The sequence below is a fragment of the Kyrpidia tusciae DSM 2912 genome (assembly GCF_000092905.1).
Lineage (GTDB): Bacteria > Bacillota > Bacilli > Kyrpidiales > Kyrpidiaceae > Kyrpidia > Kyrpidia tusciae.
In genome coordinates this window covers 2,007,241-2,034,078 of sequence record NC_014098.1, presented here as the reverse complement: position 1 = coordinate 2,034,078, position 26,838 = coordinate 2,007,241, and the positions used below count along the sequence as shown (strand labels likewise).

Below are 26,838 nucleotides of genomic sequence, written 5' to 3'. Positions count from 1 at the left end.
CGAAGGCGGGAGAGGCTTCACCCCCAGTATAACGAAAAAATGACGACGGGGGAAATCGGTTACACGGGGTGAAACCTGCCAGGAACGTCTTCAATCCCGTTTCCATGGCACGTCCTCCATCAAAATCCGCCCAGAGGACTCCCGCCTCGCAAGAAGGGTGGTGAATGAACGGCCGGGCGAAAGTCCGGCATTAAGCGAAAGCGGAGGCGGGAGAGGCTTCACTAAACTCCAAAGGGATGTCAGCGACAACCCGTATCCCGGCCCGGGGTTTTGGGCTGTGATCTTGTGGAGGTGATCGCCGTGGCCGGCGAAATGAAAGCGATTGTGTTGACGTCTTCAGGAAATCTCATCGAAACTGAAGTGCCAAAACCGGCGCCCGGGGACCGCGATCTTTTGGTGGAGGTTCGCGCCGTGTCGGTGAATCCCGTGGATACCAAACAGCGGGCAGAAGAAGGGAAACCCCGGATCCTGGGTTGGGATGTGGCGGGTATCGTCCGGGAGGTGGGTCCGGCCTGTACGCTCTTTCGCCCGGGTGACGAAGTCTATTACGCCGGGGACATCACCCGACCTGGCGGCTTCAGTGAGTATCACGTCGTCGATGAGCGGCTGGTGGGGCCCAAACCCCGAACCTTAGATTTTGCCCAGGCGGCGGCTCTGCCCTTGACCACCCTGACCGCGTGGGAGGGGCTGTTTGAAAAATTAGGTGTGCAAGCGAACGGTGGATCGGACAAGAGGATTTTGATCGTCGGGGCGGCGGGTGGAGTGGGTTCCATGGCTGTACAGCTGGCCCGGTGGGCGGGACTTGAGGTGATCGGCACCGCATCCCGTCCGGAGTCGACCAAATGGGTGAGGGAGCACGGCGCCCACCATGTGATCGACCATTATGAACCGTTTCGGCCACAGCTCGAGGCGCTGGGGATATCCGGGGTCGACGTGGTCTTTTGTCTTAACGTGGTGGAGCCCAATTGGGATGCCATGTTAGATGTTTTGGTGCCGGGTGGGAAGTTGTGCACCATCCTCGCGCCCACCTCCCCGGTCAATCTGCGACCGCTGTTTGACAAGAGTCTTACCTGGGCCATGGAAGGCATGTTCACGCGTGCCCGGTTTCGAACTCCGGATATGCAGGAACAACATCGCATCCTCGCGGAGGTATCGGGCTTGGTGGACTCGGGAGAGATCCGGACGACGATGAATCGCCATTTGTCCCCGATCAGCGCCGCCAACCTGGAAAGAGCCTTCGCCGAAATTCGCTCAGGCCGCAGCATTGGAAAAATCGTACTGGAGTCCTTTGCATGAAGGGGGCGGACCGAAGCCGGTCCGGCCCTGCGCGTCATCGGTCCAGAACCACTTTTCCCCAAGTCCGTCGGGAGGCCAGGCGGGCGAGGGCTGCGGGAAGCTGCTCAAAAGGGAATCGGTGGTGCACAAGGGGGCGGATTTAGGATAGAAACCTTTCTGAATCTGGGATATTTGCGATATACAACATGACGCACAATGAGAAAAATATCTTGCAGAATGACGATAGTCCGGTTAAAATGGCGATAGAGAACTCCTAGGGTTCCGCGTTTGGCATGAAAGATGACAAACGGACCGGTCCGAGAGGAGTTCGCGCCGAAGCCGGCGTCACACGGAGGGATAAAAGCCCGGGAGGTTTTTATCCCTCCGTTTTTTTTTTCGAAAGGAGAGGGAAGCGGTGAGTTTCTACCACAACCACGGCGGGCGTTACCGCCATCCTTTGGAGGAGCCGTCCTTTGACAAAGAGGGATTGGATGGATATTCAGCGGCTCTTGCCGAGGTTACCCTGCCGACGGTGCGAAGCGAGGAAGAGATTCGGCGCGCCATTGAAATGGGGCTGGAGGCGGCTCCGAGCATCGGGGATCGCACGATCTCTTGTTTCAGCCGGGGAGAGCTTCCCCACTGGGCGGGGATCAACACCTTTCTCAAAATGCCCTATCTCGAGAACGTCCATGAAGTGGGTCAATATGACATTGCGATTCTGGGTGCGCCCTTTGATATCGGAACGACCTATCGGGCTGGGACGCGATTCGGCCCCCAGGCAATCCGCCGGATTTCGGCCCTATATACCACGTACAATTACGAACTCGGGGTGGATCTCAGGGGGCAAGTGAAAATCTGTGATCTCGGTGATGTGTTCACGGTGGCGAACATTGAGAAAAGTTTCGACCAGATCACCAAAGCTGTGTCCCATGTGATGAGCAAAGGGACCATGCCGATTATTCTGGGAGGGGATCACGCCATCGGGTACCCGTGCCTGCGAGGTGTGGCAGAAAACGTGGACGGTAATGTCGGAATTATTCATCTGGATCGTCACGTGGATACCCAGGAAAAAGACATGGATGAACGAATGCACACCACGCCTTGGTTTCATGCCACCAACATTCCGAACGCTCCAGCCTCGAACCTGGTTCAGATCGGGATCGGCGGTTGGCAGGTACCCCGGGCCGGGGTTAAGGTAGCCCGGGACCGGGGAACGACGATTCTCACCATCCATGATGTCGAGGACATGGGGATCGAGAAAGCGGCGGAGATCGCCCTGGAAGTTGCTTGGAAAGGGGCGAAAGCCGTATATCTCAGTTTTGATATCGACTCTGTGGACGCGGGGTTCGTGCCGGGCACCGGCTGGCCGGAACCGGGAGGATTCTTACCCCGGGAGGCGCTGAAGCTCTTACAGTTGGTGGCAAAAGAGGGGGTGTGCGCCATGGAAGTGGTGGAAGTGTCCCCCCCTTATGACATCAGCGACACGACAGCACTCTTGGCGGTGCGGGCCGTGGTGGATGTGATCGCGACGATGGTGGCACATGGAAAAATCGGAGGGCGGTGAGGGGAGATGGCCAGGGGCACGCGGATTTTCTACGCCAGTGATATCCACGGATCGGAGCGTTGCTTTCTCAAATTTCTGGGTGCCGCAAAATTTTACGGAGCCCGGGTGTTGATTCTGGGCGGCGACATCACGGGGAAGGTGGTGGTGCCGCTGATCCACCGGGGAACCGGGTATGAGGCAAATTTTCTCGGCCGCATGCACCGGGTGGAATCGGCGGAAGAGATCGAAGCCCTGGAGAAGGCCATCCGTTTTAACGGTTTTTACCCGGTGCGCTTGGAACCGGACGAATACGAAGCAATCTCCGCCGATGAACTCCGGCAGAACGAACTCTTTCGGGAGTTGGTCCTCGCATCCTTGCGGAGATGGATGGAACTGGCTGAAGAGCGGCTCAAAGGGCTCGGGGTGCGGTGTTTCGTCAATCCGGGAAACGATGACGAGTCCTTTGTGGATGAAGTACTGGGAGAGAGCGACTATGTGGAAAACATGGACGGAGGGGTGGCGCGTATCGACGAGGAACATGAAATGGTGGTGGTGGGCTACAGTAATCAGACGCCCTTTGACAGTCCTCGCGAGATGCCCGAAGAGGAAGCCGTCCATGGTGACACGCAGCTATTTTGTTTCCACTGCTGGCAATGTTTCTTCCGATACTATCCGCAAGTACGTCGAAATGCAAAAGAAACGGGGGTGATCGGTTTGGCGCGTCCGGCACGAAAGAAAAAATCGAGCAGTGATGCGCCGATGCAAACCCTCACTGCCAAAGCGAAAGTGGTCGATCTTTCCGACCAAGATGCCTTGCTTTTGGGTCTGTTGGGTTTTGTCGCCACCAAGCTCTGGAATGTGGCCAATCATCATCGGCGTTCCGTTTGGGACGAGACCGGCAAAATACCAGACTTTGCACAACAGTGCCGGGAGCTGAAGGCAAACCGCTGGTACAAGCTGCTCCCGTCCCAGAGTTCTCAGGAAATCCTGAGCGAGCTGGATGACTCGTATCGTTCCTGGTTTTCGCTTCGGAAAAATGCTGACCAAAAAGCGAATCCGCCTGGATTCAGGAAGAAGGAAACATTAAGCACAGTAACCTTCAAACAGAAGGCTTTCGAGATGCTGCCGGGCCACCGGATCAGGCTGAGATTGCCCAAGACCTACGCAAGGCGGGAAATGGTGCTGGAATACCGTCTTCCTCCCGATACAGCCCTGGGCAAAGTCCAGCAGGTCAAGTTGTCCTTGGATCCCACGAGTGGGGACTGGTATGTGCATATCGCCCATAGAGTGCCGATCGAGTACTGTGAAACCGGCCGGATCATGTCTCTGGACCTGGGGATCGCAAACGCTGTGGCCGGACTCGTGACGGATGGGTTTTCGTTTCTCGTTCCTGGGGGTGAGCTTTTGGCCATTGACCGGTACTTTCAGAAGGAAAAGGCGAAATGCACGAAATCCACCAGCAACAAATGCACCCGGCTCAATACCAAATGGGGCAGACAACGCACCCATTATCTGCACGCCTTGACAAAATGGCTGGTGAACCTGGCAGAAGACCACGGTGTTTCCACTATCCTGGTCGGCGAATTAAACGGTATTCGCCAAGACAAGGACTGGGGAGACGCGGGGAACCAGAAGTTTCACGCATGGCCGTTCAGCAAGATCACCAACCTGCTCACCTACAAAGCGGCGCTTGCGGGTATTCGGGTGATCCAGGTGTCGGAGAAAAACACCAGCACGATTTGTCCCCACTGCGAGAAGAGGGCAAAAACGGCCCGGGTCCAGCGGGGGTTGTTCCTCCACTGCGGGCAATCATTCAACGCGGATCTGGTGGGCGCGTACAACATTGTGCAAAGGTATCTCCGTGAGACGGATCAAGTTTTGCCCGATCCGTCGGGAGTAGTGGGCGCACTGGCACGCCCGGCGGTCAACCGGTTCGTGTGGCGGAAAACCACACCGAAAGGCCGTGAACAGGGGACGTTCAAGCAGGCCGCTTAGGCCGGTTTGGGCATCCGTAAACCGACCATTCCTGAAGGAGAACCCCACCCCTTTAGGGCTGAAAGGATGTCAGACGATCTGGAGCTTTTTGTACATTGGCATTCCCGCTGCATTTCTCGGCAAGTACGGGATTTCCTCCCTGTTCCGGAGTTTGGGGGCGTATTTTGAAGCGCCCCATTTGGTTCAAATCGGGGATTGGTTCACCAGTCCCCTTGGGGTCTTTGTGAGCGGGGCGGTGCTCATTATCCTGTATGTAATTTTATTTTCCATCGGGATCAATGTTTACATGCGGTTGCAACTCTATTTGTTCATCCTGGCTTCGGTGGGCTTGGTCGCGATCCTGGTGGTGTTCGCCACGTACCAGGGATCCATGGCCGATGCGTTCAACCTGTATATGTCGAAATTGACCGGCCATCCGGATGCGTACTCTGCAGTCCTGCAAGGAGCTGGGCCGGCACCGGAGGCGCCCGGCTTCAGTTGGCATTCCACGCTCAGTGCGACGACGTGGCCCTTTACGGTTTTGGGCTTTAGCATTGCGTCCGCGTACATTGGCGGAGAGATCAAGGGGGCGAATCGCGCCCAGCTGATCGGCATGCCCGGGTCGCTGGTGTATTCCACGGTGTGGATCTTGGTGCTGGTCTGGGCGGTGGTGCACGTGGCGGGCCTTCCGTTTTTGCGGGCCCTGGACACGGCCGATCTCCAGTCGCTCGGCATCGGTTTTACCCCGACCTTCGCGGAGATCGGCGCCATGTTGACCTCCAATCTCTTGCTCATTCTCCTCATGGGGGTCGGGTTTTTGCTGTGGACCTTCGCCTGGATGCCGATCTACATCCTCACCACCACGCGAAACCTCATGGCCTGGGCCCTGGATGGGCTTGCACCTGGGAAGCTGTCCGCTGTGAGCGACCGCACCCACGCGCCGGTCTGGTCGATCGGGGTTTCGGGGCTTCTCGGCCTGATCCTTCTCTACGTCTACGCCTATACGCCTTCCTTTGCGACTATCGCCGGATTTTTTGGCCAGGTCTTCACGTTTTTGCTGACCTCGGTGGCCGCCATCGTCTTTCCGTTTCGGCAAAAAGCGATGTTCGAGGCCTCACCCATCAATTGGCGACTCGGGGGCGTTCCGGTGCTGTCGATCCTCGGTGCCATCAGTATCATCGGCCTGGGGTTGATCGAGTGGGCTTTTCTGAATGATTCCAACTCCGGCATCAGTGTGGCTCATCCCACGATGCTTCTCATCAATGTGGCGGTGTTTTTGTCGGGGTTTGTGTACTACGGGATTGTGCGATGGATTCGCTCCCGGCAGGGAATCGATTTGGGCCTCGTGTTTCAAGAGATCCCTCCGGAATAAAACCGGGATGGCGTCGCCGGTTTGGCCCAAAGGTGCCGTTGTCGGGGCATACAGATCGGGAGGGGATAAAGATGAATGAGCCGGTGCCGACGAAGGATTGGGCGGAGGATCTCGTTCTAGAGTTGGCTCACAAAGAACGGGGCGTCCGGCTGCTTGGCGGGCGGGCGGTTCGGTATCATGTCCTGGGGAAAGTTCCGGATACGCTGGTTCGGCCGCCCGGGGACGTGGATCTGTTCACCGTGTCGGAACATCGCCGGGATGTGCAGCAGTGGCTGGAATCGATGGGACTCAGGCCGGAAAAGGAGTTCAATCTACTGAACGGCCGCAGTCGGCTGATGTATTGGCGGGGGAAAGAAAAAATCGACGTGTTCATTGACGAGTTTCGCATGTGCCACGCCTTGGACCTTCGCGGCAGATTGCCTGTCCAAGAAGTGACCTTGCCCGTGGCAGACCTGATGTTGACCAAGCTGCAGGTGGTGGAGTTCACCGAAAAAGATATGCGGGATGTCTTGGCTTTGTTGTCCGGGGTGCCGTTCGTCGATCGAGACGAGCCGGGAGCGTTCAATACTCGGTTTTTTGCCGACACTCTGGCCCGGGACTGGGGATTGTGGCGCACGGTGACGCGGAATTTGGATGTTCTTCTCGAGAGGTTGCAGGATTTTGTGGTGGAGGCGTCGCTTCAGCTGGAGATAGAGGAGCGAATCCGCCAGTTGACAGAGGTGATGGAGCGCACTCCGAAGACGATGAAGTGGAAGTGGCGGGCCGCGGTGGGAGAGCGGTTGAAGTGGTACGAGTTGCCCGAGGAGCCGTGAATTCGTGAATGGAGCGCGAGCAAGGGGAGCGGGATTTGTCGAGTCCCGCTCCTTTCGTTATCATGGGGGCGATCAAGGCGATTTTCAGGCGGGAAGGAAGAATGGGATTGAAAAAGATTGAGGCGATTATTCGTCCGGAAAAGTTGCAGGCGGTGATTGCAAAGCTGCATGCCTCTGGAATCTTTGGATTCACGGTCAGCCAGGTTCAGGGCCGGGGTCAACAGCGCAGTTCGGCAGGGGTGTATCGGGGGCACGTGTATCAAATCAGCCTGCACCCGAAGGTGAAGGTGGAGATGGTCGTCTCCGATGCCTATGCGCAGAGGGCGGTGGAGTCGATTGTCCAGGCGGCGCAGACCGGGGAGGCGGGGGACGGGAAAATTTTTGTCCTGCCGGTGTATGAAGCGTACAACATTCGCACCGGTGCGCCCGACGAAACGATCGATGATATGCGGTCCACAAAATAATGGGTGTCATGTAACAAAAGATGACAAAACTGCTTGCGAATCCCCCTTTCGGTGGCGTATACTGGCATCGTATTTTCTCTGACGTTGGAGGGGAGAGATGTGACGTTACCGGAAGGGTTGAATACTGTGTGGGTCGTGCTGGCGGCGGCGATGATCGTGTTCATGGAGGGCGGGTTCAGCCTTTTGGAGGCGGGTTTGGTGCGGACCAAAAACGCCGTAAACGTGACGATGAAAATTTTTGTGGATCTGACCTTTGGGGCTTTGGCCTATTATGCCGTGGGACTCGGACTTATGTTTGGTGCGGACCACTTTGGTTGGTTCGGGTGGGCGCTGCCCTCTGGGGTGACGGGGCCCGAGGGAGTTCCGAATGCCGCTTATGCATTATTTCAGATCGCTTTCGCCATGGCGGTGGCGTCGATCGTGTCCGGGGCCGTCGCCGAGCGGATGAAATTTTCGGCGTATATCGTGGTGACCATGTTGGTCTGCGGTCTAATCTATCCGTTGTCCGGTCACTGGATCTGGTCTTCGGGGGGGTGGTTGTCTCGACTCGGGATGGAGGATTTTGCCGGATCGGCGGCGATTCACGCCATGGGGGGATTTTCCGCCCTGGCCCTGGCCGCGGTGCTCGGGCCCAGGCGCCAGCGATTTGGTTCAGATGGAGAGGTCAACGTCTTTGCTCCAAGTAACATTCCCCTGGCTTCGGCGGGGGCGTTTATTCTGTGGTTTGGCTGGTTCGGGTTTAACGCGGGCAGTACATTGAACGCCCTGGACGTGCGGCTTCCCATGATTGCTCTTCACACCTTTCTAGCGGCGTCGGCCGGCGGGGCGGCGGCGATCCTCGTGAGCATGGCGCGTTTTAAGGTTTCCGATCCGAGCATGGCGATCAATGGTTCCCTGGCGGGACTGGTGGCGATCACGGCGGGTTGTGCCTTTGTGGGGACGGGTGCGTCGGTGGTGATTGGCGCGGTGGCCGGGGCCTTGGTGGTTTGGGCGACGGGATGGGTGGATCGGATGAAGGTGGATGATCCGGTGGGGGCGGTGGCGGTTCACGGATTCGGCGGTCTCTGGGGTACGGTGGCGGTGGGGTTGTTCGATGTGCGCCAAGGGATCTTGACCACCGGCGATGCCCATCTGCTGCTCGTGCAAGGGTTAGGCGCTGCGGTGGCGGCGGTGTGGGGGTTTGCGGCCATGTTCGGAATTGGCGCTCTTCTCGATAAAATTATGGGACTTCGTGTGGCGCCGGACTTGGAGGAGCAGGGGTTGGACCTGGCCTTCCATGGCATTCCGGCGTACAATGAGCTGGAGCGGTTTACAAATTGGCCGGAGGGGTCGGAACATGGCGCGGCCGAAGATCCTGAGCCGGTGAAATCGGTGCTTGGCATGGGGATGGAACCGGCTCCCTTCGACCGCGGGTGATGGAATGGGCATCAGGAAGGCTTGCCCGGGATAAACTGGCCGAAGGGTTTGTCTGGGAAAGGTCCTGCACCGATTCCTTTTAAGGGATTGGCCGGTGATGGGTCTACGTAGACGGGTTGTCCGCGCAACAGGGTGGCAAGAATCTTTCCTCGAAATGTCCGACCGATAAAAGGGCTGTGCGGGTGACGATAATAGAGATCCTCCTGGCGAAGGGTCCACGGCGCGTCGAGGTCCACGAGGACCAGGTCGGCGTCCGAGCCGGGCGCGATGGTGCCTTTCCGGGGATAAAGGCCGAACCGCTTTGCTGGGTTGGTGGCGGTGAGGGCAGTCAGGGTCTCGAGGGGGACTCCGCGCCTGTGGTAGCCTTCCTCGAGAAGTACGTTGAGAGCGGTTTGGGCGCCGGAAATGCCGCCCCAGACGCGAAAAAGGTTGCCTTCGGGATCCTCTTTCATGGAAGGTGGACAAGGGGAGTGATCCGATCCCACGGTGTCCACCAGCCCCGCCCGGACGGCCTGCCAGAGAGCTTCCACTTCGTCCCGTCCTCGCAAGGGGGGAGCGCATTTGGCCACGCCGCCGAGTTCTTCCAGGTCGGCGACAGTCAGGGATAGGTAGTGGGGGCAGGTTTCCACGCTCACGTCCACTCCGGCCTCTCGCGCCGCCCGGATCCGGCGGACCACATCCGCGCTGCTCGCGTGGACGACGTGCAGGCGGCACCCGGTCAGACGGGCGATGGCCAGGGCGCGTTCGACAGCTTCCAGTTCGGAGACCACGGGGCGGGAGGCTTCGTAATCCCGGGCTGAAACCCGCCCTTGGGACAAAAAAGATTCGGTCAGGCGGCGGGTGATCCAGGAACTTTCCGCATGGACGGCGACCACGGCGCCCAGGCGGGCTGCAATGTCCATCCCCGCCCACAGGGAGTCGTTGTCCACAGCGGGAAAATCGTCGGTTCCAGCGTCGGTCATGAAGGCTTTGAAGCCAATTGCCTCGCACTGGCTGAGTTCGGTTAACTCCTGTGTGTTTCCGGGAATGAGCCCTCCCCACAGTCCGTAATCGATGAAAGATTTCGCCTCGGCGACCTTTCGTTTTTGATCGAACCGAGCTCTGTCTGTCACGGGCGGGGTGCTGTTCAGGGGCATGTCAAAAAACGTCGTCACCCCACCGGCTGCCAAGCTCATGGTTCCCGTCGTGAACCCTTCCCAGTCCGCCCTTCCAGGTTCGTTCAAGTGGACATGGGCGTCGATGAGTCCAGGGAAAATGTACAATCCTGTGGCGTCGATTTCCCGGTCCAATGTGGACGCCTGAGTGAATTGGCTCTCCATAGCGACCACAGTACCGTGTCGAATCCGGAGATCTGCTCGCCGAGTGCCCTCCGGCAAAACCACAGTGCCCCCGCGAATCACCAAATCACCTTCATCTCTCATTCCCGCCGACTCCTTTCCGAAGAAGATCGTACAACGTCATGGTGAGGATTTTGGCGGCTAGGACCATATCGTCCATGCGCACGTGTTCATCCGCCCGGTGACCGCCCGCCTCGGCCAGGGTCCTCGGGCCCGCTCCGAAGAGTACCACCGGAATCCCCGCTTCGGCAAAATGCCGGGCGTCGGTATAAAGAGGCACCCCGTGGATATCCGGTTCCCGTCCCCCCATGACGGTCATCCAGTTCTTTTTGAGGGTTTGGATGAACCGGGACTCCGGCGGGGTTGGACGCAGCGGTTTGGCGTATAAAATCCGCTGGATGTCCACTCGGACGGGCCGGGAGCTCACGGCCTCTTCGATCAACCGGCGAATTTCATTTTCCACTTGATCTCCATCTTCTTCTGGGATGAGGCGGCGATCCAGGCGAATGACGCACTCATCCGGAACCACATTCGTATTGATTCCGCCGCGGATCAGGCCGACGACCAGAGTCGGGGACCCAAGTCCCGGGATCTTGGAGCGCCGCTCTGCCAAGCGGTCGCGATACTGGTAAAGCTCGTGCAACACCTGCGTCATCGCCTCAAGGGCATCCACACCCAACTCGGGCTCGGCGGCATGGGCCGATCGGCCTTGCAACCGCACTTCAAGGTGAAGACAGCCCCCGTGCGCATTGACGATGGAGTGGGTGAATCCCGCCGTGATGGCCACGTCCGGGCGAATCGTGCCCTCTGTGAGCAGGCGGGCTGGCCCTATCATGCCCCCCGCCTCCTCGTCAAAGGTGAAGACCAGGTCCACTTGTCCGGAAAGTGGAGCCGTCACGATGCGGAGAGCGGCGGCCGCATAGGTGTACACGGCGATGTCAGATTTTGAAACAGCCGCCCCCCGGCCATAGACGGCCCCTTCCACCACGTCTCCGCCGTAAGGATTTCGGGTCCAGCCGAGCCCGGGTGCCACGGCATCGCCGTGGGCGTTAAGGCCGACCACGGGCCCGGATCCATCCCCGAAGGCCATGCGGGCCACCACGTTGGCAACGCGGACCATGCCCACGCTCTCCACTCGCTCTTGGGGTACGGGCAAAAGCTGAACGTCATCCAGAGGGAACGCCTGGAGGTGCCTGTACAACCAATCTGCTATCCTTTGACAATCACCGGGCGGGTTATCCGCCGGGATGCGGATCAACTCTTGCAAGAATGCCACCATCTCGTGGCGATGGGCGTCGATCCAAGCGCACATTCGCTCTTTGTCTGCTTCGCTTCCCGGAGCGTGACCGTCATTCGGGCCTTCTCGCGTCGACAGCTTCATTCAGGGCACCTCCGCCTCTTCGGTTTGTCCCGTTGAGCCTGCTTTAGGGTGGCTGTCCATGGCTCGCAATACCGCTTCCAGGAAGACTGAGACGCCGATCTCGATGTCCTCGGGTTCCACGTACTCCTCCGGGTGGTGACTGACGCCGCCGCGGCAGCGAACGAATATCATCCCGACTTCGGTGAGGTCGGCCATGGCCAGTGCGTCGTGTCCGGCTCCGCTCGGGATAAAAAGCGGCGGGTAACCATGATGGGTTATGGCCTCTGCCGCCGCCGCCATCAGCCGCGGAGAACACTCGACCGCCGGGGTGTCCAGGACGACTTCACAGCAAAAAGAAAGGCTCCCGTTTTCAGCGATACCCTCTGCTCTTTGGCAAATTTGCCTGAACACCCGCCGCCGTTCTTCGTCGTCCAAGCTGCGGACATCAAGCGTTCCCTCGACACGGCCGGGAATCACGTTGCTCGATCCCGGAAAGACCTGGAGATTCCCCACGGTGGCCACCGTGGAGGGGGACTCTCGGGCGGCCTCATCCACGGCCAGGATGATTTCTGCCGCCCCGACCAGAGCATCCCGCCGGGCATCCATGGGTACGGTGCCGGCGTGACCGGCCAGACCTTCAACCTGGAATCGGCCGCGTACGGCACCGGCGATGCCGCTGACGACTCCACACGGAAGATGTTCATCTTCCAAGATGGGCCCTTGTTCAATGTGCAGTTCCATGTAGCCGGCGATCTGTTCCGGATCCCGCTTGGCCGAGCGGAACGCCAAAGGGTCGAGGCCAAATTCGCGAAGGGCGTCAGCCAGCGTGATGCCCCGGGCATCCCGGGCGTTCAGATCCTCTCCCAGCAAAGTCCCCGCCATGGCCCGGCTTCCCAGCAGCGTGGTGTGGAAGCGAGCCCCTTCCTCGTCGCAAAATACCACCACCTCCAGGGGCAAAGCGGTCTGGACGCCAGATTCGGACAGCGCCTGGACGACCTCCAGGGCCGCCACCACCCCCAGCGTCCCATCAAAGGCTCCGCCTTCCATCACAGAATCCAGGTGGGATCCGATGAGGAAGGCGGGGCCACCGCGCCGATGATGGGGATAGTGGCCGATGATATTCCCCAGGGCATCGACTCGGACCACCATCCCCGCCTCTTTCATCCACCTGCGAACCAAGAGGCCGGCTTGGCGAAATTCGGATGTGAACGACAACCGCGTAACCCCTCGTTTCCCTGCACTGCAATGAGCCAGTTCTTTGAGCCGGTGGAGCACCCGTTCCATCCGGATAGGAATCTCGAACATTGGCAACACCTCTGTTGGAGTATCCTACCCCTCGGGATGACCCCTGTCATTGGTCAGGTTCACCGGTTTCGCAGGTGCGAATTATATATGGTATCCAACTGTCTAACTTACTGACGTATTATGATATATAATATTACGCATAGGAGGTGATAAGGCGATGAATGTGAGGGATTTGTTGGCTATTCCGATTCTTTCCGATGCAAAGGTTGTAGCAGGGGCGTCAGGTCTTGCGCGAAATGTTCAATCAGTGAACATGATGGATGCGCCGGATATTATCGATTTTCTCAAACCAAACGAACTTTTGGTCACCACCGGATACGGCCTAAAAGATCGCCCCGGTGCCCTGGTGGATTTGGTCCGCCAAATGGCGCAAAAAGGCTGCGCCGGCTTGGGGATCAAGATCCGGCGATTCCTTCCGGAGACCCCCCCGGAAATGGCCCGGGCCGCCGATGAGTGGGCGTTGCCGATCATTGAACTGCCCTATCAGCCGTCCTTGGGGGAGATTGTGAACCAAACGATCAACTTCATACTGGAGAAGCGAGCAGAAGAATTGCGGTACGCCCTGGACATCCACCGCTCGTTTACAACCTTGGTGTTTCGCGGCCGGGGCGTGGGTGCTGTGGTGGAGAACCTAGGGGCGCTGCTCGGCTGTCCCGTTCAACTTCTGGACCCCGGGTTTCGGGTCATTGCCGCCTCTTCCGGCCACGGCAAACTTGACCCCAGGTGCCGGGATGCCCTTTTGACCCATTTGCGCAGCCTGAATGGATCCATACCTGACATGACCGCCTTTTCCCTTCTGGAGTCAACAAACCCACCCATGACCTTTACGCTGTTTCCCGTCCGCACCCATCGGCAGCAGAACGGTTTTCTCGTGGTTTACGGCTGCCCTTTTGAGTCGGGCGTCTATCCCCGACTGGCGGTGGAGCAAGCGGTGAACGTCATGGCTTTCGATTTGTTGAAGCGACAGGCGGTGGAAGAGAACACCCGACGGATGAAAAATGAGTTCTTCACAGATTTTTTGAGCGGGGACATCGGGTCCCGCCGGGAGATTATCAATTTGGGCAAACTTTACGGACTGCGGGAGAACCAACCCTACGTCTGTGCGGTTTGCCGCATCGACGATCGCTTGGAAGAGCAGGTCGGAGGGCTGGAGGAGCGGCGCCGGCGGCTGAGGGATGCGGTGTACGATCGCCTGGAGACGGCTCTCGAAGAGGTCACCTCGGGCGGAGTGCTGTTCACCCGGGGCGAGTCTTTTGTTTTGCTGCGACCGGCAAAAGAGTACGGGGTGCGGGAAGAACACGAGATGGCGGCGTGGCTGCGATCGGTTCAGGAGGAGATTGCCCGGTGGGTCGGCGTTTCTGTCTCCTTTGGTCTGAGTCCTTGCATCCGCCATTTTTATGAACTTCCCAGAGCCTATCGGGAGGGGGAGAGCGCTCTCCACATGGGCTATCGCTCCGGGCGCCGCCGGTTTATCCAACCCTACCGCGCCAAAGAGTTGGCCGATCTGTTTCGCTGGATTCCCAGAGAAGATCTCATCCAGTTTTACGAAAACTCCTTAAACGACCTGGCCCACCCTGCGGACAAAGAAAAATTGGATCTCTTGCACACCTTGTCGGTCTATCTTGACAATAACTGTCAGATAGCTGAGACGGCCAAGCAACTCTATGTCCACCGGAATACGGTGGTGTATCGCCTGGACAAATGTAAGGAACTCATAGGCCGGGACCTGAAAGAACCGGATGTCACGCTGCGCCTCCGGGTGGCGCTGCTCATTCGGGGGCTGATGTACGGAAAAGAGGCCGAGGGGGTCCCGGGGAATCACGGCTAGAATCAACAGGTTGCCCGGCCACTTTTGGTCAACATGCATAATGACAAAGGAAGGGGCCGTTTTTAATATGTCAGGTATATAAACTCGATAGGTTATAATATATTCCAAATGCGCAAGGGTTTGATGGAAAAGAGCAGCGACGTGCATGCGGTGGTGGGTGAAAATGGTCACCTTGACCCAGCTGAACGGGGCGACGAAACAAGAATTTACAGAGATGGTGGGTTGGGTGTTCGAGCATTCTCCCTGGGTTGCCGAGCGGGCCTGGGCAAGGCGGCCCTTCCGGTCCGTCGATCATTTATTTGCCGTGATGGCGGATGTGGTCAAAGGCTCAACTCGAGATGACAAGCTCGCGTTGTTCCGCGCCCACCCGGACCTCGGAGCCCGGGCCCGGATGTCTTCCGCCTCGCTGTCGGAGCAGCACCGAGCTGGTCTTCAGCAACTGAGTTTCGCCGAGTACCATTTGTTGACACGTCTGAATCGAGCCTATAGGGACAAATTCGGATTCCCCTTTATCCTCGCCGTTCGGGATCGCACTCCAAGGGAGATCCAAAAGGCCCTTGAGCAACGTCTGGCGGCGACCCAGGAGGAAGAAGAGCAACGGGCCCTGGCGGAGGTGTTGCTCATCGCATGGTTTCGGCTCAGGGACATGGGGATTGAGGAACGGTGAAAGGAGAGAAACGAAATGATCATGACAGGGACCATGACAAGTGGAACGGATCAACGGACGATGTATTACGGCAAGGGGGATGTTTGGGTTTATCGTTCTTACGCAAAACCCTTGAGGGGGCTGGGGCAGATCCCGGAGTCGGCATTTGCGGGCCGGCCCAACGTGATATTTGGCATGAACGTCCAGATGGCCGTGGAGGGAGAGGCATTTTTGCCTTCCTTCACCGAAGGGGACAACTCCATGGTGGTGGCCACCGATTCGATGAAGAATTTCATCCTGCGTCAGGCCGGGGCCTTCGAGGGGGCGACGGCGGAAGGTTTCCTGGAATTCGTGGCCGGAAAATTCCTGGAGAAATACGCCCATGTGTCAGGTGTTCGACTGTTCGGACGGCAAATTCCTTTCGACGAATTGCCCGTCCCCGAGCAGGAAGGATTTCGACCGGGAGAACTGGTTTTTCGTTACTCCATGAATGAGTATCCCACCGCTTTTGTGGCGGTTCGCCGGGGGCCGGAGGGACCCGTGGTGGTGGAGCACGCCGGGGGTGTGGCGGGGTTAAAACTGATCAAGATCAAAGGGAGCAGTTTTTACGGCTACATTCACGATGAATACACCACCCTGCCCGAGGCGCAGGACCGACCGCTGTTCATCTATCTTTACATCAAATGGAAATATGAACATCCCGAGGATTTTCGGGCCGAGCACCCGGAACGATACGTCGCGGCGGAGCAGGTGCGGGATATCGCCCACACGGTATTCCACGAACTCACCTCTCCTTCCATTCAAAATCTCATTTATCACATCGGCCGGCGGGTGCTGACCCGATTCCCCCAATTGCTGGAGGTTTCTTTTGAGGCGAACAACCGAACTTGGGAGACGGTGTTGGAGGAGGTGGAGGACCTCGCCGGGAAGAGGGCAGAGGCCAAAGTGTACACCGAACCTCGGCCGCCCTACGGTTTTCAGGGGTTCACCGTCACCCGGAAGGACCTTGAGGAGTGAGGGCCATCCCGATGAAAGGCCGATTGACCACCCATGTGTTGGATGTGGCGTGCGCCTGTCCGGCCGCGGGCCTTGCGGTGGAACTTTTTCGGATCATGGAGGACGGGCGGAAACAGTCCGCGGCCCGGGCGGTCACGGGTGCCGATGGACGACTGGAGCGGCCTCTTTTGGCCGGGGAGGCGATGCGCTCGGGGTTCTACGAAATCGTCTTTTTTCCCGGGGATTACTACCGCGGCAAGGGCGGGGCTCTGGCGGAGGCGGTGTTCTTTGACCGGGTTTCTGTCTCTTTGCGCATCGCAGATCCGGAGGAGGATCTCCACATCCCGTTATTGATCGCTCCGGGCGGGTACAGTGTGTACCGGGGAAAGGGCATTGAAAACGGCCGCGGGCCTTTCGTGGCTCCCAGCGTTGTGGGCATCGGATTTTGAGGGGGTGGGCTTCGGGATGAAAACGCGGATCCGGGGGGCCGACATCCTCACCATGAATGAGAAGGACGAAATGGTTCACGGGGACTTGCTCATTGAAGACGACCGTATTGTCGCGGTGGGTCGGGTTGAAGACGGTCAGGTGGACCGGGAGATCGACGCCCAGGGGAAACTGATCCTGCCGGGTTTCATTCATCTTCATGTGCACCTTTGCCAGACCCTGTTTCGGGGCCGGGCGGATGATCTGACGCTCCTGGACTGGTTGCGCACCCGGGTCTGGCCTCTCGAAGCCGCTCATGATGAGGAATCGATCTATCTGTCCGCCCTTCTTGGCATCGGGGAGCTGCTTCAGAGCGGAACCACCACCATTGTAGACATGGAGACGGTCCGTTACACGGATGCCGCCTTTCGGGCGCTTCTTGATTCCGGAATCCGCGCCCTCTCCGGCAAAGTCATGATGGATTTCGGGGATGACGTTCCTCCGGGACTCGCCGAGAGTACAGACCAGTCGCTCCAGCAAAGTGTGGATTTATTGGAAAAATGGCATGGCCAAGGGGGCGGCCGCCTCCGCTACGCCTTTGCCCCGCGCTTTGTGGTCTCCTGTACGCAGTCCCTGCTGAGTGAAGTGCGGGATCTGGCTGATGAGTACGGGGTCTATGTGCACACCCACGCGGCGGAAAACAAGGATGAAGTGCTTCTTGTCCAACAGCGCCACGGCCTGCGCAACGTCACCTACCTCGACTCCATCGGCCTGGCCAACGAGGGGGTGATTCTTGCCCACTGCGTCTGGCTGGATGAGGAAGAGAAGGGGATTCTCGCGGAACGCGGGGTTCATGTGGCCCACTGCCCGAGTTCAAATCTGAAGCTCGCATCGGGCATTGCCGATGTCCCGGATCTGCTTCGAAGGGGCGTGTCGGTGGGCCTGGGGGCGGACGGGGCGCCCTGCAACAACACCCTGGACATGTTTCACGAAATGCGCCTGGCGGCTCTTATCCACAAACCCCGCTACGGCGCCACCGCCATGGACGCGCGAACGGTGCTTCGGATGGCCACGGTGGAAGGAGCCCGGGCCGTGGGATTGGCCCACGAGATCGGCAGCATCGAACCGGGGAAAAAGGCGGATCTGGTGATTCTCGATCTGAATCGCCTGCACACCTTTCCTTCGGTGGAGGCCGATCCTTTCTCCAGGGTTGTGTATTCCGCCACCCGTTCAGAAGTGGACATGGTTTTCGTCGACGGAAACAGGCTGGTGGAGCGGGGTCACCTGGTGGCGATGGATGAACAACATCTTCTTCGGGAGGCGGACCGGGCTTTTCGCCGCCTCCTTCGGCGGACCGGGGAGGAGTGACGGCGCAGCGGTGGCGCGCCGGGTTGGATCCATAACGAGGGGGTGGGGGAGACATGAAACAACGGGGACTGATTCGCTGGTTGTCCCTGCTGTTGGGGCTCGTGTTGATCGCTGGATGTTCCCAAGCCGGGGTGGCAACCCAAAGTTCGTCCCAAGCCGGGGCCGCCTCGGGGCAGGGTATCAAAAAACCCCGGGTTGCCTTTGTGTACCTGGGGCCTCCGGGGGACGGAGGGTGGACCTATCAGCACGATCAAGGGCGCAAATATCTCGAAAATCAGCTAGGCATCAAGGCGGACTATGTGGAGAACGTCCCCGAGAGCGCCGACGCCGAGCGGGTCCTGACCCAATTGGCCCAGAACCACGACATCATTTTTGCCACGAGTTTTGGGTATCAGGACTACGTCTATGATGTGGCACAGAAATTCCCCCACGTGATTTTCATGCACTGTGCGGGATATAAAACGGCTCCCAACATGGGGACGTATTTTGGCCGAAACTATCAGGCAAGTTATCTGGCCGGGGTGGCCGCGGGCAAGATGACGAAGAAAAACCTGCTCGGTTACGTGGGAGCCTTTCCCATTCCCGAGGTGATTTATAACATTAATGCCTTTACCCGTGGTGCCCAAAGTGTGAACCCGAAGGTGAAGGTCAAAGTGGTGTGGTCGAACACCTGGTTCGATCCGGCCACAGAACGCCAAGCGGCCGGTAGCCTTCTGGACCAGGGGGTGGATGTGGTGGCGGCCTACCAGGACTCCCCGGCCAGTTTGCAGGCGGCCCAGGAGCGAGGAGCCTACGCCATCGGCAATGACTCGGATATGGGTCGTTACGTCCCGGACGCCTACATCACGAATCCCGTGTGGAACTGGGGGCCCTATTACGTGAAGGTTGTCAAAGAGGTGATGGACGGGACGTGGAAAAGCGGTCAGTACCTGGGGGGTCTCAAAGACGGCATGGTCGGTTTGGCGCCCTTCGGGAAGAACGTTCCCCAGGACGTTCAGAATCTGGTGGAAAAAGACAAGGAGGAGATCACCGCCGGAAAACTGGATCCGTTCCACGGTCCCATTTACGATGCCTCCGGAGAGCTTCGGGTGCCGGCCGGAAGCAAGCTCACGGATCAACAGATCCTGTCCATGAACTGGTTTGTCCAGGGGGTGGAAGGGACCATTCCCAAATGACAACGGCCCTGGGAGGGAGGGGTGAGTGGTGGAAGCTTCGGTGGAAATGCGGGGGATCGTCAAACGATTCGGGGACGTGTTGGCCAACGATGGGGCGACGTTTATCGCCCGGCCCGGGGAGATCCACGCCTTGCTCGGGGAAAATGGCGCCGGGAAAAGTACGTTGATGAGTATCCTCTCGGGCCTTTATCGCCGGGATGCCGGAGAAATCCGGCTCCGCGGTCGCCCGGTGCAGCGCTGTTCTCCCGCTGTGGCCGCACAGATGGGGATCGGGATGGTGTATCAGAATTTCCGCCTGGTTCCCACCCTGACTCCGGTGGAAAACACGGTGCTCGGGGATAAGGGGTTTCGCTGGCTCGGGCCCGCTTGGCGCAGGCAGAAGGAGGCGGAGTTGCGAGAGCTCATAGAACGGTTTGGCCTGCGGTTTCCCCTTCATCGCCCGGTGCAGGAGTTGTCCCTGGGAGAGCAGCAGCGGGTTGAAATTGTAAAAGTGTTGTACCGGGGAGCCGACATCGTTATCTTGGACGAACCGACCTCGGTGTTGACCCCTCGGGAGGCGGAGGACCTTTTTCTCGCCCTTCGGGAGATGAAACAGGCGGGGAAGACGGTGATCGTCACCACGCACAAATTAAAGGAAGTCATGGCTTGGTCGGATCGGATCACCGTCATGCGGAAGGGGCGGACGATTCGAACGATGGAAACCCGGGAAACGAACGAAAGGGAGTTGGCCCGGTTGATGGTGGGCCGGGAGGTCTCATCCGCAGGGACGGGTCGGGAACGTCCGCGGCCGGGAGGCGTTCTTCTTCGGGTGAAGGGCTTGACGGCTCTGGGGGAGCAGGGACATCCGGCCTTGAGGGGTATCGACTTGGAGGTGCGCCGGGGTGAAGTGGTGGGGATCGCCGGCGTGGCCGGCAACGGGCAGCGGGAGCTGGCCGAATGCTTGACGGGATTGCGCTCGTGGACCGAAGGAACCGTGGAATTCGAGGGTGAAGCATTGACGCCGGGGACCCGGGGGTTCATCCGGAGGGGGATCGCCCATATCCCCGAGGATCGGATGAAAATGGGACTCGCCGGGCGCCTGTCTGTCTTCGATAACTTGCTTCTCAAATCCTATCGCAGAAAAGACGTATCCCCATGGGGACTGTTGCTTCCGGGCCGCCGCCGGGAGCCGATGGAGACCTTGATCAAAAAGTTCGAGGTGAAAACCCCGTCCCTTTCGACGCCCGTTCGCCAGTTGTCCGGGGGAAACCAACAGAAGTTGTTGTTCGCCCGGGAGGTGGAGCAGCGGCCGAAGCTGATGGTTGCCGTCCATCCCACCCAGGGGTTGGACGTGGGAGCCGCCGAAGCGGTGCACCGCATTCTCCTGGATCTCAGGGATGCGGGCACCGGGATCGTGTTGATTTCCGAAGATCTCGACGAGGTGATTCAGTTGTCCGATCGGGTTGTGGTAATCAGCCGAGGGACCATCCACGGGGAATTTTTCCGGGGCCGGACGGATCGCGAGGCGATCGGTCTCTTGATGGCGGGGGTTTCCTCCGAGGAGGAAGCGGGATGAAAGGGGGCACGTCGCAGAGCGCAGCCCCGATCCCGCAAACCTCGGCGGCGACCGATCCAACGGGCCAGGGGAGGCGACGGCATTCGAAAGGGCGTCGCTTCCGGGTCGTCATCGATCCGGCCAAAACTTCTAGCCCCTGGTGGATTCCTGTTGCTTCGGCGGTGGCGGCCCTGGTATTCTGCGGGCTGCTCATCGCTGCCAGCGGCCTGAACCCGTTTGCGGTGTACGCCGCCATGTTTCAGGGAGCCTTTGGAACGGCCTATGGTTTGGGGGAAACCTGGGTCAAGGCGATTCCCCTCTTGTTGTGCGGAATCGGCGTCGCCTTGGCGTACCGCATCGCTTTTTGGAACATCGGGGCGGAGGGACAGTTTTTGGCCGGGGCCATCGGAGCCACGGCGGTGAGCATCTACCTGCCGCATCTTCCCGGGCCGGCCTACATTCCCCTCATGTTTGCGGCGGGTGCTTTGGCGGGGGCGCTGTGGGGAGTGGTGCCCGGGGTGCTCAGGGTGTATTTGCGCGTCAATGAGTTGATCAGTTCGCTCATGTTGAACTACATTGCCGCCCTCTTATTGGATGATTTCGTGTTCGGCCCCTGGAAGGATCCTATGGGGTTCAATTTTCCCGGCACCCCCATGTTCACCCCCGATGAGCAACTGATGACCTTTGGGGGAAGCCGTGTTCACCTGGGCCTGGTGTTCGCCCTGGCCGCCACGCTGATCTATGGGTTGGTGTTGGGTTACACCCGGTGGGGGTATGAACTCCGGGTGTTGGGGGCCAGTCCCGAGGTGGCCCGGTATGGAGGGATTTCGATCGGCCGGACCATTCTGGTGGTGGCGCTGTTCAGCGGGGCTCTGTCGGGGATCGCTGGGATGGCGGAGGTATCCGGAGTGGCCCATCGGCTGATGTACGGGATCTCTCCCGGATACGGGTACACGGCCATCATCGTGGCGTGGATCGCCAGGCTCCACCCCGTGGGGTTGGTGGTCGCCTCGCTGTTTTTCGGCGGCATTATCGTCGGTGGTTACGCCGTTCAGACTATGGGCTTGCCCGCTTCTATGTCCCTCATGATCCAGGGGGCGATTCTCCTGTTTTTGATCGGCGGGGAGATGATCAGTCGGCTGCGGATCGTGATGGAGGAACCCGAAGGGCACAGGATTTCATCCGGGGATGGCGTTGCAGCTCTGGACAAAGGAGGAGATGGGGCATGGGGGTGATGGCGCAACTGCTCGGCGCCGCCATCGGCGAGGGGACGCCTCTGTTGTTGGCGGCCTTGGGCTGTTTGTTGTCCGAGCGGGTGGGGATCATCAACCTTGGTGCCGAAGGCATGATGCTGATGGGGGCGGTGTCGACGGCGTTGGTCTCGGCTCAAGGCGGCGATGTGTGGGTTGCCCTGGTGTGCGGGGCGGCGGCCGGCGGGGTGCTCGGGGTCCTGCATGCCTTGACCACGGTGACGCTGCGGGCAAATCAAATCGTGAGCGGCCTCGCGATCACCTTGTTTGGGACGGGACTGAGCGCCTATCTCGGGAAGCCGATTGCGGGCAATCCTGTACCCGGGGCCATTCCGGTGCTCAATCTGCCGCTTCTGGACAAAATCCCCTGGATCGGGCCGGTGTTTGCCCATCTCGATGTGGTGGTGTGGTTCAGCGTTATCCTCGCAGTTGCCCTCTTTTTGTACATCGAGCGCACGTCCTGGGGTCTGAACCTCCGGGCGGTGGGCGATAGCCCGGCCACCGCCGATGTGATGGGGATTCATGTGCTTCGACACCGGTACGCCTATGTGGTTCTCGGGGGGATGCTGGTGGGGTTGTCCGGGGCGTATCTCCTGTTTTCCACGTCCCCCAGTTGGGTGGAGGGGATGACCGCCGGCCGTGGGTGGATCGCGGTGGCCTTGGTGATTTTTGCCCGCTGGAATCCGGTGCGGGCCGTGTTTGGGGCGTATTTGTTCGGGGGGTTGGATGCTCTGGGCTTTCGCATCCAGCTGATGGGCACCGAAACCCCTTCCTACTTTTTAAAAATGCTCCCTTATGTGTTGACGGTGGTGGTCCTCATGATCCTGGGACTGCGGTCCCGAAGGAGGTATTCCGGGATGCCCTTGTCCCTGGGCAGCGCATATGTGAGAGAGGAGCGTTCTTAGGATGGTTCGGGTGACACCGCAGGTCTGGCAGCCGAAGAGTCTGGAAGAAGCCTGGGACCTCGGACGCTCCTTGGGGTCTGGGGCGAGCTATGTATCCGGGGGAACGTGGTTGCAAATTCAGTGGCGGGCCGGAAGTTTGCCGAGACCTGGTCACCTGATTCGCCTGGATTCCATTCCGGAGTTGTACGAAAGGTCAAAATTGCATCCCCCGGGGGATCGGGAGCCGGGAGCTGCACCCACGGGGCGGCCTTCCGGGTCAGGCGCCGAATCGTTCCGGATTGGGGGGATGACCCCCCTGGCCGCGCTTCGGTACGACGCGGGATGGGGTCGGCTTTTTCCCGCTTTGCCCTCGGCATGTCGGCGCATTGCCGCGCCCGCCGTCCGGGAGTTGGCGACGGTGGCCGGGAATCTCATGACGGCCGGCGATTTGACCCCAGCTCTCGTGGCGATGCGGGCCCAGTTGGTGTGGTTCACCGAAGGGATGCGGGTTCGCCAGTCCCTGGAGGATTGGTTGCAGGGAGGCGGTGCGGCGGGATCCGGACAAGGGGCGGATCCGGCGGCCATACTGGCGGCGGTGGAGATCCCTCCCGGTGCGCTCGGGGGAGAGACCTTTTATGTGAAATTGACCCGGCGAGACACGTTTGTGCCGGCGGTGGTCACAGTGGCGGGGTGGCTGGTCCGGGACGAGGACGGCGTGGTCCGGGAGGCGGTGCTTGCTGTGGGCGGGGCCGGGGCGAGGCCCGGGCGGCTGCGCCGGGCGGAGGGCTGCCTGAAGGGCGGTGCGCTCTGGGATGACCGGGTGCTGTTGTCCACGGCACAAGCGGTGTGGGAAGAATTCGCACCCAAGGGGGATACCTTTTCGTCGGCGGACTATTGTCGGCGGGCGGCTTCCAATTTGATTATCCGGGAACTGATCAAGATGCGGGATCCGTCTCAGGGAGGTGGGCAGAGTGCGGCGACTCAATCGTGAATCGGCTTCCGGGCGATGGAGAGTGCGGCCGGACGGGCCGGAAAAAGTGACGGGTGCCATGAAATTTCTCACGGATTTATCCTGTCCGGGCATGTTGGTTGGGAAAATTTTGCGAAGTCCACATCCCCACGCCCGGATGATCGTCATCCGGACGGAGCGCGCCGCGTCGGTGCCCGGAGTGGTGGCGGTGATCACCCATCGGGATGTGCCGGGGATGAACCGATTTGGCATCATGTATCCGGATCAGCCGGTCCTGTGTGAAGATCGGGTGCGCTTTGTCGGGGACGCCGTGGCGGCAGTGGCGGCGGAAACTGAAGAGGCGGCCGAGGAAGCCCTGGGGCTCATCCAGGTGGAGTACGAGATTTTGCCGGTGATCGACTCCCCGGAGGCGGCATTGGCTCCGGGGGCGCCCCGTTTGCACCCGGGTGGGAATATACTCCATCACACGTCCTACGAGCGGGGCAACGTGGAGTCGGCTTTTCGAGAATGCGTCGCGGTGGTGGAGGAGACCTACGAGACCCCCAGGCAGATGCACGTGTATATGGAAACGGAAGGTGGGCTGTTCGTCCCGGAGCCGGACGGAGGATTGACCGTGTATGCGCCGACCCAACACGGGTATATGGATCGCATGCAACTGGCCCGGATCCTGGCGATGCCGGAGTCGGACATCCGGGTGGTTTCGAGTCCCATCGGCGGTTCTTTTGGGGGCAAGGACGAACTGAACATCCAGCCCTACGGGGCGCTTTTGGCCCTGCGCACCCGGCGTCCGGTGAAAATCCACCAGTCCCGCTGGGAGTCGGTGCGGTCGGGACTGAAGCGCCATCCGATGAAAATCACGATGAAAACCGGGGCGGATGCGGCGGGCCGACTGGTGGCCCACCAGGTGAGGATCGTGGCGGACACCGGCGCGTATGCCACCCTGGGGGCGCCGGTGTTGCAATTCGCCACGGAGCACGTCATCGGGTCCTACCGGATTCCCCACGTGGATGTGAAGGGGTGGGCGGTGTATACGAACAACGGCGTTTCCGGAGAGTTCCGGGGTTTCGGGGGGAACCAGGCCGCTTTTGCCCTGGAGGGACAGATGGATCGCCTGGCGGAGCGGTTGGGGATGGATCCCTGGGAGTTTCGCGGGATCAACCTGCGGGATGCGGACGATCTCGGGCCGTTGGGGCAGCGCGTGGCCCCTACGGACGGCGCCCGGCATGTATGGGAGGCCCTGAGGAGATCGCCCTTGTGGGGGAAACGGCACTCTCCCGTGGCGGCGGACGGCCGGGCAGAGGGAGAGAACGGAAAGCCCTCTGCTCCCTGGGTGCGGCGGGGGGTGGGGGCGGCCATGGTGATGCACGGCTGTGGTCTTGGATTCGGGATTTCCGATCCCGCTGCCGGACGCCTTCGGCTCAATGAAGAAGGAAAAATCGAGGTGGCTTTTGGCCACGAGGAGTTTGGTCAAGGACTGGTGTCCGCTTTGTCTCTCATGATGCAGGATTTCTTTTCCTGTGCGCCCGGGGACGTGGAGGTGGTTCTCGGAGACACGGCCCGGGTTCCTCACGGGGGGTCTTCCACGGCGTCTCGGACCACCGCCATGGTGTGGCAAGCCCTGCGCCGGCTGCAACCGCAGTTCTGCCGGGCGATCTGCGAGAGGGCGGCTGCCAAGACCGGGATACCGGCGTCCCGGCTTCGCCTCGGCCCGGGGGGCGTATGGGTGGGGGAGGACAGGGTGGCGAGCTATCGGGAGATCGCCGAGTCGGGAGTGGCCGGGCTCTGCTTTGAAGTCCAGTTTCACTTTCCCACCACCCCGGATGCGATCATGGGTGGCCATTATTTGTACACCTTTGCCGGGGTCATCGCTGAGGTGGAGGTGGATGTGCTGACGGGCGCCGTGAGAGTGTTGCGGGAGGAACATGCCGTGGCGGCGGGGCCGGTGATCAACCCCATGGGGTACCTGGGGCAGATCGAGGGCGGGAGCAGCATGGCCCTGGGATTCGCGCTGATGGAAGAGGCGGCCATGGAAGCGGGCCACTATGTCACCACAAACTTGGACACGTATCTGATCCCGACCATCGGCGACGTCCCTCATCACGTGCAGGTCTACGCCATTGAGGACCTGCCGCCCGGGGATCCGTACGGACCGCGGGGCGTGGGGGAAGTGGGCTCTGTTGGCCTGGCCCCGGCCGTGGCCGCCGCAGTCAGGCAGGCGGTTGGCCGGTGGGTGACCCGGCTGCCGATTTCCAGGGAAATGCTCATCCGCCCGGTGAGTGAGTTTTTGGGTGGCCGCGACGACTCTCGCCAGCCCGCCCTGCGAGGTGGGCAGAGGATTTCTCGATAACTTGCTTGGAGGAGATGAGGGAGCGTGAAACAAGAGACGTTGAGCGATCGCGTCGCCCCGCAGGGAAAGCCGATGCCCAGTCCCTATGCCTTGAATTTTATGGTGAACGGGAGGGCGGTCACCCTTAAGGTGGAGCCGACCAAGCCGCTGGTGGACATTTTACGCAATGACCTAGGGCTGACCGGAGCGAAGGTTTCTTGTGAGATCGGTCGTTGCGGGGCCTGCTCGGTTTTGCTGGATGGCAAACCGGCTAATGCGTGTTTGATCATGGCGTATCAGTGCGCTGGGAAATCGGTCGAGACCATCGAAGGGACCTCGTCCACAACCGCACCAGACACCATTATGCGTGCCTTTTTAGAGGAAGGGGCTTTTCAGTGCGGGTACTGCACCCCGGGGATGATTATGGCTGTGAAAGCGGTGTTCCGCAAAAATTCTCGTCCTTCGATGGAAGATCTGGAAGAGGGACTCTCGGGGAACCTCTGTCGGTGCACCGGGTATGCCGGGATTTTGCGGGTCCTGAAACGGTTATCCAGTCGGGAAACCGACTAGTTGGGCG

General features: G+C 59.9%; 23 protein-coding genes, 1 pseudogene and 1 riboswitch. Of the genes and pseudogenes, 20 read left to right on the top strand and 4 right to left on the bottom strand.

Annotated features, from left to right (window positions below):
- The first annotated feature begins 300 nt into the window (after positions 1-300).
- Positions 301-1,296, top strand: a complete 996-nt coding sequence (locus tag BTUS_RS10230) for a zinc-binding alcohol dehydrogenase family protein (protein WP_013076007.1) — start codon at positions 301-303, stop codon at positions 1,294-1,296.
- Positions 1,297-1,330: 34 nt separating this feature from the next.
- Here the strand turns inward: BTUS_RS10230 and BTUS_RS17545 are convergent, their stop codons facing one another.
- Positions 1,331-1,423, bottom strand: coding sequence for a zinc-binding dehydrogenase (locus BTUS_RS17545; RefSeq protein ID WP_245543294.1), 93 nt, complete (start codon positions 1,421-1,423; stop codon positions 1,331-1,333).
- Between the two features lie 115 nt (positions 1,424-1,538).
- A riboswitch (guanidine-I (ykkC/yxkD leader) is annotated at positions 1,539-1,649 on the top strand.
- A gap of 41 nt (positions 1,650-1,690) precedes the next feature.
- Here BTUS_RS17545 and BTUS_RS10225 point away from each other — a divergent pair.
- The 7 genes and pseudogenes from BTUS_RS10225 to BTUS_RS10200 all read left to right on the top strand — a co-directional run bounded on the left by BTUS_RS10225 (position 1,691) and on the right by BTUS_RS10200 (position 8,856).
- A complete protein-coding gene (locus BTUS_RS10225) occupies positions 1,691-2,839 on the top strand; it encodes an agmatinase family protein (protein ID WP_013076006.1) in 1,149 nt (382 codons plus the stop codon).
- 589 nt (positions 2,840-3,428) lie between these two features.
- Positions 3,429-3,527: pseudogene (locus BTUS_RS18445) on the top strand (transposase); the annotation flags it as partial.
- A gap of 50 nt (positions 3,528-3,577) precedes the next feature.
- A complete protein-coding gene (locus BTUS_RS16910) occupies positions 3,578-4,813 on the top strand; it encodes an RNA-guided endonuclease InsQ/TnpB family protein (RefSeq protein ID WP_245543408.1) in 1,236 nt (411 codons plus the stop codon).
- Between the two features lie 88 nt (positions 4,814-4,901).
- Positions 4,902-6,164 carry an APC family permease gene (locus tag BTUS_RS10215; protein WP_013076004.1) on the top strand — a complete coding sequence of 421 codons (1,263 nt, stop codon included), beginning with the start codon at positions 4,902-4,904 and terminating at the stop codon, positions 6,162-6,164.
- A gap of 71 nt (positions 6,165-6,235) precedes the next feature.
- Positions 6,236-6,976, top strand: a complete 741-nt coding sequence (locus BTUS_RS10210) for a hypothetical protein (protein ID WP_013076003.1) — start codon at positions 6,236-6,238, stop codon at positions 6,974-6,976.
- An 8-nt stretch (positions 6,977-6,984) separates the two neighbouring features.
- Positions 6,985-7,440, top strand: coding sequence for a P-II family nitrogen regulator (locus tag BTUS_RS10205; protein WP_322785826.1), 456 nt, complete (start codon positions 6,985-6,987; stop codon positions 7,438-7,440).
- 99 nt (positions 7,441-7,539) lie between these two features.
- Positions 7,540-8,856: an ammonium transporter gene (locus tag BTUS_RS10200; protein ID WP_013076001.1), complete on the top strand. Its 1,317-nt coding sequence runs from the start codon at positions 7,540-7,542 to the stop codon at positions 8,854-8,856.
- Positions 8,857-8,867: 11 nt separating this feature from the next.
- Here BTUS_RS10200 and allB read toward each other — a convergent pair whose 3' ends face one another.
- Genes allB through BTUS_RS10185 form a run of 3 tightly spaced genes read right to left on the bottom strand, consistent with a single transcriptional unit; the run spans position 8,868 to position 12,858 of the window.
- Positions 8,868-10,277 (bottom strand): allantoinase AllB, encoded by a 1,410-nt coding sequence (allB, locus tag BTUS_RS10195; protein ID WP_013076000.1) that lies wholly within the window; start codon positions 10,275-10,277, stop codon positions 8,868-8,870.
- Positions 10,267-11,574 carry a M20/M25/M40 family metallo-hydrolase gene (locus BTUS_RS10190; protein ID WP_013075999.1) on the bottom strand — a complete coding sequence of 436 codons (1,308 nt, stop codon included), beginning with the start codon at positions 11,572-11,574 and terminating at the stop codon, positions 10,267-10,269. The genes allB and BTUS_RS10190 overlap by 11 nt, the downstream gene beginning before the upstream one ends.
- Positions 11,575-12,858, bottom strand: coding sequence for a Zn-dependent hydrolase (locus BTUS_RS10185; RefSeq protein WP_013075998.1), 1,284 nt, complete (start codon positions 12,856-12,858; stop codon positions 11,575-11,577).
- A 157-nt stretch (positions 12,859-13,015) separates the two neighbouring features.
- On the opposite strand from BTUS_RS10185, the gene BTUS_RS10180 reads away from it, so the two are divergent.
- From BTUS_RS10180 to BTUS_RS10125, 12 genes are all read left to right on the top strand, one after another.
- Positions 13,016-14,686 carry a PucR family transcriptional regulator gene (locus tag BTUS_RS10180; protein WP_013075997.1) on the top strand — a complete coding sequence of 557 codons (1,671 nt, stop codon included), beginning with the start codon at positions 13,016-13,018 and terminating at the stop codon, positions 14,684-14,686.
- Positions 14,687-14,831: 145 nt separating this feature from the next.
- Positions 14,832-15,353, top strand: coding sequence for a 2-oxo-4-hydroxy-4-carboxy-5-ureidoimidazoline decarboxylase (gene uraD / locus BTUS_RS18865; RefSeq protein ID WP_245543293.1), 522 nt, complete (start codon positions 14,832-14,834; stop codon positions 15,351-15,353).
- Positions 15,354-15,368: 15 nt separating this feature from the next.
- Complete coding sequence (gene pucL, locus BTUS_RS18630; protein ID WP_013075995.1) at positions 15,369-16,349, top strand: factor-independent urate hydroxylase; 981 nt, start codon at positions 15,369-15,371, stop codon at positions 16,347-16,349.
- Positions 16,350-16,360: 11 nt separating this feature from the next.
- Complete coding sequence (gene uraH / locus BTUS_RS10165; protein WP_013075994.1) at positions 16,361-16,777, top strand: hydroxyisourate hydrolase; 417 nt, start codon at positions 16,361-16,363, stop codon at positions 16,775-16,777.
- Positions 16,778-16,793: 16 nt separating this feature from the next.
- A complete protein-coding gene (locus tag BTUS_RS10160; RefSeq protein WP_013075993.1) occupies positions 16,794-18,122 on the top strand; it encodes a 5'-deoxyadenosine deaminase in 1,329 nt (442 codons plus the stop codon).
- A gap of 53 nt (positions 18,123-18,175) precedes the next feature.
- The gene (locus tag BTUS_RS10155) at positions 18,176-19,297 is read left to right on the top strand and encodes a BMP family ABC transporter substrate-binding protein (RefSeq protein WP_013075992.1); all 1,122 of its coding nucleotides are present in this window, start codon (positions 18,176-18,178) and stop codon (positions 19,295-19,297) included.
- A 25-nt stretch (positions 19,298-19,322) separates the two neighbouring features.
- Positions 19,323-20,852, top strand: a complete 1,530-nt coding sequence (locus BTUS_RS10150) for an ABC transporter ATP-binding protein (RefSeq protein ID WP_013075991.1) — start codon at positions 19,323-19,325, stop codon at positions 20,850-20,852.
- Positions 20,849-22,066 carry an ABC transporter permease subunit gene (locus tag BTUS_RS10145; RefSeq protein ID WP_013075990.1) on the top strand — a complete coding sequence of 406 codons (1,218 nt, stop codon included), beginning with the start codon at positions 20,849-20,851 and terminating at the stop codon, positions 22,064-22,066. The genes BTUS_RS10150 and BTUS_RS10145 overlap by 4 nt, the downstream gene beginning before the upstream one ends.
- Entirely contained in the window at positions 22,057-22,986 is a 930-nt protein-coding gene (locus tag BTUS_RS10140) for an ABC transporter permease (RefSeq protein ID WP_013075989.1), read from the top strand. The genes BTUS_RS10145 and BTUS_RS10140 overlap by 10 nt, the downstream gene beginning before the upstream one ends.
- A gap of 1 nt (position 22,987) precedes the next feature.
- Positions 22,988-23,956 (top strand): FAD binding domain-containing protein, encoded by a 969-nt coding sequence (locus BTUS_RS10135; RefSeq protein ID WP_013075988.1) that lies wholly within the window; start codon positions 22,988-22,990, stop codon positions 23,954-23,956.
- On the top strand, positions 23,937-26,282 hold the full coding sequence (gene pucD / locus BTUS_RS10130) for a xanthine dehydrogenase subunit D (RefSeq protein ID WP_013075987.1): 2,346 nt from the start codon (positions 23,937-23,939) through the stop codon (positions 26,280-26,282). The genes BTUS_RS10135 and pucD overlap by 20 nt, the downstream gene beginning before the upstream one ends.
- 24 nt (positions 26,283-26,306) lie before the next feature.
- Positions 26,307-26,831 carry a (2Fe-2S)-binding protein gene (locus BTUS_RS10125; protein ID WP_013075986.1) on the top strand — a complete coding sequence of 175 codons (525 nt, stop codon included), beginning with the start codon at positions 26,307-26,309 and terminating at the stop codon, positions 26,829-26,831.
- Positions 26,832-26,838: the final 7 nt, after the last annotated feature.

Excerpts from the sequence above, each read along its gene's own strand:
- allB (WP_013076000.1), bottom strand. The coding sequence starts at position 10,277 with ATGAGAGATGAAGGTGATTTGGTGATTCGCGGGGGCACTGTGGTTTTG.
- BTUS_RS16910 (WP_245543408.1), top strand. The coding sequence starts at position 3,578 with ATGCAAACCCTCACTGCCAAAGCGAAAGTGGTCGATCTTTCCGACCAA.
- BTUS_RS10210 (WP_013076003.1), top strand. The coding sequence starts at position 6,236 with ATGAATGAGCCGGTGCCGACGAAGGATTGGGCGGAGGATCTCGTTCTA.
- BTUS_RS10205 (WP_322785826.1), top strand. The coding sequence starts at position 6,985 with ATGGAGCGCGAGCAAGGGGAGCGGGATTTGTCGAGTCCCGCTCCTTTC.
- BTUS_RS10140 (WP_013075989.1), top strand. The coding sequence starts at position 22,057 with ATGGGGGTGATGGCGCAACTGCTCGGCGCCGCCATCGGCGAGGGGACG.
- pucL (WP_013075995.1), top strand. The coding sequence starts at position 15,369 with ATGATCATGACAGGGACCATGACAAGTGGAACGGATCAACGGACGATG.
- BTUS_RS10155 (WP_013075992.1), top strand. The coding sequence starts at position 18,176 with ATGAAACAACGGGGACTGATTCGCTGGTTGTCCCTGCTGTTGGGGCTC.
- BTUS_RS10135 (WP_013075988.1), top strand. The coding sequence starts at position 22,988 with ATGGTTCGGGTGACACCGCAGGTCTGGCAGCCGAAGAGTCTGGAAGAA.
- BTUS_RS10160 (WP_013075993.1), top strand. The coding sequence starts at position 16,794 with ATGAAAACGCGGATCCGGGGGGCCGACATCCTCACCATGAATGAGAAG.
- BTUS_RS10185 (WP_013075998.1), bottom strand. The coding sequence starts at position 12,858 with ATGTTCGAGATTCCTATCCGGATGGAACGGGTGCTCCACCGGCTCAAA.
- uraD (WP_245543293.1), top strand. The coding sequence starts at position 14,832 with ATGCGGTGGTGGGTGAAAATGGTCACCTTGACCCAGCTGAACGGGGCG.
- BTUS_RS10190 (WP_013075999.1), bottom strand. The coding sequence starts at position 11,574 with ATGAAGCTGTCGACGCGAGAAGGCCCGAATGACGGTCACGCTCCGGGA.
- BTUS_RS10145 (WP_013075990.1), top strand. The coding sequence starts at position 20,849 with ATGAAAGGGGGCACGTCGCAGAGCGCAGCCCCGATCCCGCAAACCTCG.
- BTUS_RS10180 (WP_013075997.1), top strand. The coding sequence starts at position 13,016 with ATGAATGTGAGGGATTTGTTGGCTATTCCGATTCTTTCCGATGCAAAG.
- uraH (WP_013075994.1), top strand. The coding sequence starts at position 16,361 with ATGAAAGGCCGATTGACCACCCATGTGTTGGATGTGGCGTGCGCCTGT.